Genomic DNA, 7767 nt, shown 5'->3' with positions numbered 1-7767 from the left:
GGTAAGGCCTGCTGCCCCACGACTTGCATGTGTTAGGCACGCCGCCAACGTTCGCGCTGAGCCAGGATCAAACTCTCCAAAGGAATCTTATCCTGGTGGCACTTAGTTCTCCTATTCAACTGCCAAGTAGCCTTTACCTCAACCGATTAAAACAGACAGATAATCAGTTTAACACAGTTTTAAATTTTTGTCAAGCAGCTTTTACTTTTGCTTAATTCTTTTCACAAAATGGATATATATCATATATCTTCTTTTTTCTTTTGTCAACTGTTTCTTATTCAGTTTCAAAAAGCAGATATATATTATACACTCTTTTTTTCTTTTGTCAATAGCTTTTTATCTTATTCCATTTTCAACTTTTTAGGGATAAATATTATATTCTTTATTTCTCTTTTGTCAATAGCTTTTAGGAGCGGGGTGGTATTCCTATCTAAAGGTAGCTAAAACCAGTTGGAATATTAGTAAGGCTAAAAACAATAGCTAATGCATATCTCAATGCATTAATGTTTTTACTATATCCTTTTGTTTTCCTTTGTAGTCTTTTTAATCTATCTCTTAATTTTGAATGCAACCCTTTATTCCTGTTGCTTTTCCTGAATTTACTTATTTTATGTTGTTTCCTATTTAACCAAGATTTATATATACGGTATCCGTCTGTATGATATTCTTTTAACAATTGTAATTTAGCCAGTAGATTTTAACAAAAATTTTTCCTTATTCTACAATTTCATATCAATAACATTTTTCATTACCTTTCTTTACACAATTAGAACCACATTCTGGACACTTTATATTATCTTGATATTTTCTGGGTCTACCTCTCTTCTTCATAATTTCTATTTTATCATAATTTTTAGCTATTTTGGGATAAAACTATCCTCGATTTCATCAGTTAATAATCAATATTTAAATTTATGATATAATATTCGTTCTGTTTTATAAAAATTTTTCTAAAAATTTATTTTAGGAGGAAATCATGGCAAAGGTTAAAATGAAAACAAATAGGACTGCAGCAAAAAGATTTAAAATCACCGGTAGTGGTAAAATAAAATACACAAAAGGCGGTGTATCTCACTATAACACAAAGAAATCTTCCAAAAGAAAAAGACAGGGAAGAAGACCACAATATGTTCCTGAGAATTTAGAGCATAAAGTAAAAGCTTTATTGCCAAATGATGTTTAAATCTTAAAAACAATAGGAGGTTATTAAAAATGAGAGTAAAAGGACCATCATCTAAGAAACATAAGAAAAAGATTTTAAAAATGGCTAAGGGCTATTATGGCCAAAAGAGAAGAAGTTATAGAAAAGCAAAAGAACAGGTAATCCATTCTCTCCAATATGCTTATAGGGACAGAAGAGACAGAAAAAGACAGATGAGAGCATTATGGATAACAAGAATAAATGCAGCAGCAAGATTAAACGGACTTTCTTATAGTAAATTTATGAATGGATTAAAGAAAGCCGGTATTGAGCTTGATAGAAAGATTTTAGCTGATTTGGCTGTTAATGATGCAGATGCTTTTGCAAAATTAGCAGAAACTGCAAAAAATGCATTAGCGGCATAAAATGGATTTAAAAGCTCAGCTCCTATCTGCAAAAGAAGAAGCTTATAAAGCTATAAATGAAGCTAAAACTCTTGAAGAGTTAAATAATATTAGAGTCCATTTTCTTGGCAAAAAAGGGGTTATAACTTCTGTTTTAAAAACTCTTGGCTCTTTACAGCCGGAAGAAAGAAAAGAGATAGGTAAAATTGCCAACTCTATTAAAGAGCAGATAGAAGAGCTAATTAAAGAAAAAGAAGAGATAGTTAAAAAATCTTTAATAGCTGAAACCTTAAAGAAAGAAAAAATAGATATTACACTTCCTTCTTCATGGATAGAAGCAGGAGCATCCCATCCGGTAATAGCTACACTTGTAGAAATAACTGATATTTTTGTTTCTATGGGATTTTCTGTAGCTTCCGGACCTGAGATAGAGTATGAAGATTATAATTTTACAATGTTAAATATACCTGAGAACCATCCTGCAAGGGATATGCAAGATACATTTTATCTAAATAACGGTATGCTTCTTAGAACCCATACATCGCCGGTTCAAATTAGAACAATGTTATCTCAAAAACCACCGATTGCAGTTGTAGCACCGGGAAGAGTTTACAGAAAAGATGCAGACCCTACCCACTCTCCTATGTTTCATCAGATAGAAGGATTACTTGTAGATGAAAATGTTAATTTTAAACATCTTAAAGCAACATTAAAGATATTTCTTGAAATGGTCTTTGGTAAAAATATACCTATAAGATACAGACCAAGCTATTTTCCATTTACAGAGCCATCAGCAGAAGTGGATATAGGATGCACCGTTTGTGGTGGTGTTGGATGTAGGGTTTGTAAAAATACAGGCTGGCTTGAAATACTGGGATGTGGAATGGTTGACCCTAAGGTTTTTGAAGCAGTAGGAATAGATAGCGAAAAATATTCCGGTTTTGCTTTCGGTCTTGGAATAGAAAGAATAGCAATGCTAAGATATAAAATAACCGATATAAGAATATTATTTACAAATGATATGAGATTTAATACACAATTTAGAGGAATATAGTAAAACCGGAGCAACCATAATGAAAGTAGCTTATTCATGGATAAAAGAGTTTGTAGATATAGATTTGCCTGCAAAGGAAGTTGCCGAAAAATTAAATATATCCGGTATAGAAACCGTCAGCTATAAATTTGGAAAATATATTCCAAACATAATAACCGTAAAAATATTATCAGTAGAAAAACATCCTGAAAGAGATAAACTTTTTATATGTAAAGCTACAGATGGAGAAAGAGAATATCAGGTTATAACCGGTGCAGATAATGTAAAAAAAGATGCAGTTGTTATTCTTGCTAAAATCGGTGCTGTTATCGGTGATAAAGAAATAAAAAAGGTAAAATTTGGCTCTTTTGAGTCAGAGGGAATGTTTTTATCCCTGCAAGAGCTTGGAATAGAAGAAAGCTCAGAAGGAATATTTTTATTAGATGAAGATACACCTATCGGTGTTGATGCAAACAAGATACTTACCCTTGGCGAAGATGATATATTTGAGATAGAGATAACCCCAAACAGAGGAGATGCTTTAAGCGTTAAAGGATTGGCTCGGGAAATATCTGCAATATTCAATCTTTCATTTAAAGATAAAAAGGTTGATATAAATTGTATTTCTTCGGATATTGATATAGAACTTCTTACAGACAAAACTTACAGATATAGGGCTGTTTTAATAAAAAATGTTTTGGTTAAACAATCACCACTTGATATTAGATTAAAACTTATCAAATCCGGTGCTTCTGTTATTAACAACATCGTTGATATTACAAATTATATACTACTTCAAGAAGGGCAACCTTTACATGCTTTTGATTTTGATAAAATAGATGGAGCTGTTTATATCAGACAAGCAAAAGATGGTGAAAAGGTTTTATGCTTAGATGGTATAGAAAGAGAGCTTTCAAAAGATGATATAGTTATCGCAGATAAAGAAAAGATATTGGCTATTGCCGGTGTTATTGGAGCAGATAACAGCAAAATTACAGAAGATAGTAAAAATATACTTCTTGAAGCAGCAAATTTTGATAGATTTTTTGTTAGAAAAACAGCAAAAAGATTATCAATATCAACAGACTCTTCTTATAGATTTGAAAGAGGTGTTGATATACAAGCTCTTGAAAATGCTCAAAATAAAGCTGTAAATATGATTTTAGATTTAGCCGGTGGTGAAGTCATTGCAGCCAAGGATATATATCACAGACCTTATATTCCAAAGAAAGTAGTTGTTAGACCTGAATTTATACAAAAAATTCTTGGGGAAAAGATAGAAGAAGATGAGATTATATCTATCTTAAATAGACTTCAAATAAATGCAGAAAAAGAAAACAATAAAATTAATGTTTATATCCCATCATTTAGAAGTTATGACCTTGAAAGAGAGATAGATATAGTTGAAGAAATAGCCAGAATAAAAGGTTATGATAGCTTTTTACCATCAATGCCACATATTCCCCTTGATAATTTTTCACTTTCTGAGGATTATAAATTTTTCAAAAAAACAAGGGAATTTTTCAAAGATAATGGTTTTAATGAGGTTGTAAATTATACCTTTGTTTCAGAAGAAATTTATAATATCCTTGGTTTAAATAAACCAAACATAGAGATATCTAACTATCTTTTAAAAACCCAAAGTATTATGAGAGATAATCTTGCAGTATCTCTAATAAATACATTACAGGAAAATTTAAGGCATAATATTAAAGATTTATCTATATTTGAAATATCTTCTGCATTTTTTGAGAATCATGAAGAGATAAGGGTTGGATTATTGGCAGTTGGAGATTATGTAAAAGGATTTAGCTTTACAAAAGGTAAATATCATTTTTCAACAACAAAAAAATGGGGATTTTTATCATTTAAAGGTGTTATTGAAAGCTATCTCAAATCTATTGGCTTTAAAAATATTGATTTTATACCGGCAGATATTCCTTTCTTGCATAAATATCAATCTGCAAAAATAATTTTAAATAATCAGGAAATCGGATATTTTGGTAAAATTGACCCTGAAAAAAGCGATATTCTTGAAATTCCAAAAGATACATTTATTGCAGAGCTAAAACTATTTTATGTTCCAAGAAATATAAATGAAGAAAAGTTAAAAGATGGTTATCTTTTTACAGCTTATAAAAACAAAGAGCCTGTAATATTTAAAGAACTTCCTAAGTATCCGGCAGTTTACAGAGATTTAGCATTTATAGTTGAAGAAGATTTAGAATTGGATAAATTAATTAAAGCTTTAAGAAGTTATGAGCTTATAGAAGAAGTGAGAGTTTTTGATATTTATTATATTGATGAAAATAAGAAAAGTGTTGCATTTAATCTATCTTTTAGAGCAAAAGATAGAAGTTTATCCGATGAAGATATAAATAGCTATGTTGGTAAAATTGTTGAAGATTTTAAAGAAAGGTTTAATGCTAAATTAAGGGAAGGTTAAGCACTGAAAATGAAAAGATTTTTAATATATATATATTAAATGAATACGATATAAGCCTGCGGGGTGTGATAAGGATGTCATAGATTTTCTGGGCTATAAGCAAGCAAAAGGGAGCTCTATATTCTATGTTTCTCCGGTAGCTCCATGGCGGAAGCTCGTATGGAGAGCATAGTGCGAGCACCCACCTATTGGGTAGAACCCAGAGTACAGCTTGCCATCCTGTCGGCCTTCGCGGGTATTTATCAGTGCTGACCTTCCGGAAAAATTCCGGAGGTTGTAGTTGAAAAATTATTACAGAGCAAAGCTTTTAAAAGAAAGAGAAAGTTATAAAAAAGTCAAAGAAGATTCTGAAAAAATTGGTGAAAAGTTTTTATCTTTGCCTGTTGTAAAAAATGCCAAATCTATAATGTTCTATTATCCTCATAAAAATGAGGTAGATACATTACCTATCATCCAAAATCTTATTGGTAAAAAAATTATTTTACTTCCAGTAGTTAAAGGAAAAGATTTATATCCTGTATCTATCAAAGATTTATCAAATTTAAAAGATGGTTATGCAGGTATAAAAGAACCTGTAGGAGAACCATTTAATCCAAAATTAATTGATATTGTAGTAGTTCCGGCAGTAGCATTTGATAAACATGGATACAGACTCGGTTATGGGAAAGGATATTATGATAGATTTTTACCAAAAACCGATGCATTGAAAATAGGCTTTGCCTACGATTTTCAAATTCTTGACAAAATACATTCAGAGCAACATGATATACCTGTTGATATTATAATCACACCTACAAAAATTATTAAAAAGGAGGAAAGATAAAGATGAATGAATTAATAATAGGAGCAGTTACATTAATTGCAGGTTCAGGAGCCGGTTTTACGGCAGCAAAAATATTAGTAGAAAAAAAATTAAAAGAAAAAGAGGTTGAGTATCAAAAAGTTTTAGAAAAAAAAGAGCAGTATGAGAAAGAAGCTCAGGAAAAAGCCCAGTATATTATTAAAGAAGCAGAAAAAGATGCAAAAAGATTATTAGAAGATGCAAAAAAAGAGGCAGAAAATTTAAAACAACAACAAGAATTAATTATAGAAAAAGAGTTATTCAAAAGAAAACAAGAGCTTGAAAAAGAGTTAAGAGCCCAAAGAGAAGAACTTCAAAACCTTGAAAAAACATTAATCTCAAAAGAAGCCCAACTTGAGAAAAGACTTGCAAGAATAGAACATAAAGAAGAAGAGATAGAGAAAAAATCAGCAGAACTTGCCAAACTTGAAGCCGAAATAAAGGAACTTCAAAAGCAAATAGAAGAAAAGGAGAAAAAATTAAAATTAGCAGAAGAGCAATATATGCTTGAACTTCAAAGAATAGCAAGTATGACAAAAGAAGAAGCTAAAGCAGAGATATTAAAAAAAGTAGAAGAAGAAGCTAAACTTGAAGCAGCAAAAATTGCAAAAGAGATAGAAGAAGAAGCAAGAAAAAATGCAGAAAAAGAAGCAAAATGGCAATTGGTAACTGCTATACAAAGATTAGCTCCGGAAGTAACTACATCTTATACAGTTTCTGTTGTTGATTTACCAAGTAATGATATAAAAGGAAGAATTATAGGAAGGGAAGGAAGAAATATAAGAGCATTTGAGATGGCAACCGGTGTAGATTTAATTATAGATGATACACCGGATATAGTAACAATCTCATCTTTTGACCCACTAAGAAGGGAGATAGCAAAAATAGCCCTTGAAAGATTGATAGCAGATGGAAGAATTCATCCAGGAAGAATAGAAGAAGTTGTTGAAAAAGTTAAAGAAGAGATGGATGCCCATATCAGAAAACTCGGAGAAGATACATGCTTAGAGCTTGGTATTACAGATGTTCATCCTGAGTTATATTACTATATAGGAAAATTAAATTATAGAACATCTTATACCCAAAATGTATTACTCCATACAAAAGAGGTTGCATATCTTGCAGGTATGATGGCGGCAATGCTTGGACTTGATGAAAAGGCTGCAAGAAGAGGAGGATTGATGCACGATATAGGAAAAGCTGTATCTCACGAAGTAGGAGGTTCCCATTCTAAGGTTGGAGCAGAAATAGCAAAAAGATATGGAGAGCCGGATGTTGTTATAAATGCTATCCTATACCATCATAATGATGAACCGGCAAGATATCCGGAAGCAGTGCTTGTAGCAGCAGCAGATGCTCTATCTGCCGCAAGACCCGGAGCCAGAAGAGAAGTATTACAATCTTACATTAACAGACTTGAAAAAATAGAAGCTATTGTTAACTCGTTTGAACATGTAGAAAAATCTTTTGCTATACAGGCAGGAAGAGAAGTAAGGGTTATAGTAAATGCAGAAAAACTCACAGATGATGAAGCTTATTTATTAACAAAAGAGATAGCAAAAAGAATAGAAAAAGAAGTAGAATTCCCCGGACAGATAAAAGTAGTTACAATAAGAGAATCAAGATTTGTAGAACTGGCAAAATAATATCATAGGAAGGCTTTTGCCTTCCTTTTTAACTTTTCATTCCAAGTATAGCTGCAAATAAAAACACAAAGAAAAATATAACAACTAATACCAAAACAATGATATAATAACCCTTATGAAGATAATAGATATGAGGGTAATAGATATGAAGGTAATAGATAATACCAAAACTGATGTATAATAATTAATATGAAGAGAGTAAAAAGAGAGTTAATAAAAGAGAATACGGAAGAATTAAAAGAGCTGTTAAAGAAAC

The 7767-nt window shown here is 31.3% G+C and carries 7 protein-coding genes and 1 rRNA gene; 6 read left to right on the top strand and 2 right to left on the bottom strand.

Features of this window, described 5'->3' with window-relative positions; translation table 11 throughout:
- Positions 1-83: ribosomal RNA gene (locus tag QOR43_RS08350) — 16S ribosomal RNA — on the bottom strand; the annotation flags it as partial.
- A gap of 347 nt (positions 84-430) precedes the next feature.
- The gene (locus QOR43_RS08640) at positions 431-676 is read right to left on the bottom strand and encodes an IS1 family transposase (RefSeq protein WP_425609147.1); all 246 of its coding nucleotides are present in this window, start codon (positions 674-676) and stop codon (positions 431-433) included.
- Between the two features lie 300 nt (positions 677-976).
- Between QOR43_RS08640 and rpmI the strand changes: the two genes are divergently transcribed.
- From rpmI to rny, 6 genes are all read left to right on the top strand, one after another.
- Positions 977-1183, top strand: a complete 207-nt coding sequence (rpmI, locus tag QOR43_RS08345; RefSeq protein ID WP_265135046.1) for a 50S ribosomal protein L35 — start codon at positions 977-979, stop codon at positions 1181-1183.
- Positions 1184-1212: 29 nt separating this feature from the next.
- Entirely contained in the window at positions 1213-1566 is a 354-nt protein-coding gene (gene rplT, locus QOR43_RS08340; protein ID WP_265135045.1) for a 50S ribosomal protein L20, read from the top strand.
- A 1-nt stretch (position 1567) separates the two neighbouring features.
- Complete coding sequence (pheS, locus tag QOR43_RS08335) at positions 1568-2599, top strand: phenylalanine--tRNA ligase subunit alpha (RefSeq protein ID WP_265135044.1); 1032 nt, start codon at positions 1568-1570, stop codon at positions 2597-2599.
- Between the two features lie 19 nt (positions 2600-2618).
- Positions 2619-5024, top strand: a complete 2406-nt coding sequence (gene pheT, locus QOR43_RS08330; protein WP_265135043.1) for a phenylalanine--tRNA ligase subunit beta — start codon at positions 2619-2621, stop codon at positions 5022-5024.
- 280 nt (positions 5025-5304) lie between these two features.
- Positions 5305-5847, top strand: coding sequence for a 5-formyltetrahydrofolate cyclo-ligase (locus QOR43_RS08325; protein WP_265135042.1), 543 nt, complete (start codon positions 5305-5307; stop codon positions 5845-5847).
- 2 nt (positions 5848-5849) lie between these two features.
- Positions 5850-7511 (top strand): ribonuclease Y, encoded by a 1662-nt coding sequence (rny, locus tag QOR43_RS08320; protein ID WP_265135041.1) that lies wholly within the window; start codon positions 5850-5852, stop codon positions 7509-7511.
- Positions 7512-7767 lie beyond the last annotated feature (256 nt).

Origin of the sequence: Venenivibrio stagnispumantis (assembly GCF_900182795.1) — a bacterium.
In the GTDB taxonomy this organism is placed as follows: domain Bacteria; phylum Aquificota; class Aquificia; order Aquificales; family Hydrogenothermaceae; genus Venenivibrio; species Venenivibrio stagnispumantis.
This window is presented reverse-complemented; position numbering and strand designations above follow the sequence as displayed.

Coding starts and splice junctions, on each gene's coding strand:
- rpmI (WP_265135046.1), top strand. CDS start 977: ATGGCAAAGGTTAAAATGAAAACAAATAGGACTGCAGCAAAAAGATTT.
- rplT (WP_265135045.1), top strand. CDS start 1,213: ATGAGAGTAAAAGGACCATCATCTAAGAAACATAAGAAAAAGATTTTA.
- pheS (WP_265135044.1), top strand. CDS start 1,568: ATGGATTTAAAAGCTCAGCTCCTATCTGCAAAAGAAGAAGCTTATAAA.
- pheT (WP_265135043.1), top strand. CDS start 2,619: ATGAAAGTAGCTTATTCATGGATAAAAGAGTTTGTAGATATAGATTTG.
- rny (WP_265135041.1), top strand. CDS start 5,850: ATGAATGAATTAATAATAGGAGCAGTTACATTAATTGCAGGTTCAGGA.